General features: G+C 51.2%; 4 tRNA genes and 1 rRNA gene. All 5 read right to left on the bottom strand.

Annotation, left to right across the window (positions count from 1 at the left end):
• Positions 1 to 15: 15 nt before the first annotated feature.
• Positions 16 to 89: transfer RNA gene (locus tag KNQ07_RS16025), tRNA-Arg, on the bottom strand.
• Positions 90 to 119: 30 nt separating this feature from the next.
• A tRNA-Leu gene (locus KNQ07_RS16020) sits at positions 120 to 206 on the bottom strand.
• 61 nt (positions 207 to 267) lie between these two features.
• A tRNA-Thr gene (locus KNQ07_RS16015) sits at positions 268 to 343 on the bottom strand.
• Positions 344 to 358: 15 nt separating this feature from the next.
• A tRNA-Val gene (locus tag KNQ07_RS16010) sits at positions 359 to 434 on the bottom strand.
• A 9-nt stretch (positions 435 to 443) separates the two neighbouring features.
• Positions 444 to 529 (bottom strand): 5S ribosomal RNA (gene rrf / locus KNQ07_RS16005); the annotation flags it as partial.

Here is a 529-nt window from a genome sequence, read left to right as displayed (position 1 = left end):
CTACTTCCCGAAAAGTGCACCCTGAGAGATTCGAACTCCCGACCCCTTGATTCGTAGTCAAGTACTCTATCCAGCTGAGCTAAGGGTGCGGGGTAATTAATCAAACAGTTAAATTTAAATGGTACCGAGGGCCGGAATCGAACCGGCACGGGGAAACCCCCGCAGGATTTTAAGTCCTGTGCGTCTACCAGTTCCGCCACCCCGGCAGGGTGTTAAAAGGTAGCATCTACACTTTTTCAAGGTTGATGATTAAATTTAAGGTGAAAATGGTGCCGGCAACAGGAGTCGAACCCGCGACCTACTGATTACAAGTCAGTTGCTCTACCAGCTGAGCTACACCGGCAAGTGTAATAAAAAATGGTGGAGGATGACGGGATCGAACCGCCGACCCTCTGCTTGTAAGGCAGATGCTCTCCCAGCTGAGCTAATCCTCCATATGTATCGCCTGGCAGCGTCCTATCCTCACAGGGGGAAGCCCCCAACTACTTTCGGCGTTCAAGTGCTTAACTTCCGTGTTCGGCATGGGAAC

It is taken from the genome of Exiguobacterium sp. s145 (assembly GCF_018618835.1).
Classification (GTDB): Bacteria; Bacillota; Bacilli; order Exiguobacteriales; family Exiguobacteriaceae; genus Exiguobacterium_A; species Exiguobacterium_A artemiae.
This window is presented reverse-complemented; position numbering and strand designations above follow the sequence as displayed.